We start from the raw sequence: 279 nt of genomic DNA on the forward strand, positions 1-279 counted from the left end.
CAATGAGAGAGATTAATCAAGCGTATTATGAATTGGAATTGGATGTAACTGGTGAGGGGAAAGAAGTGGTGCTTCAATCTCCTGATCCAGGAGTTAAAGTGAAAACTGGTTCAAAAATTCGTGTACATTTGGGTGACAAAGATGACTAGGAAAAGTAAAATGGATTATGGACATGAAAGCTAACACATAGTATTATCATCAAGGGACTTGATTTTCTATCGCTCGTCTTATCGGGCGATCTCCCTTTTATTTAAAATATAGAAATATAATGCCTGTAAC

General features: G+C 36.2%; 1 protein-coding gene. It reads left to right on the top strand.

The window, feature by feature from the left end; genetic code table 11:
• Positions 1 to 2 precede the first annotated feature (2 nt).
• Positions 3 to 149, top strand: coding sequence for a PASTA domain-containing protein (locus AOA62_RS32745; RefSeq protein ID WP_143521956.1), 147 nt, complete (start codon positions 3 to 5; stop codon positions 147 to 149).
• The last annotated feature ends 130 nt before the right edge of the window (positions 150 to 279 follow it).

This window comes from Pseudomonas sp. 2995-3 (assembly GCF_002742565.1).
GTDB classification, from domain to species: domain Bacteria; phylum Pseudomonadota; class Gammaproteobacteria; order Pseudomonadales; family Pseudomonadaceae; genus Aquipseudomonas; species Aquipseudomonas edaphica.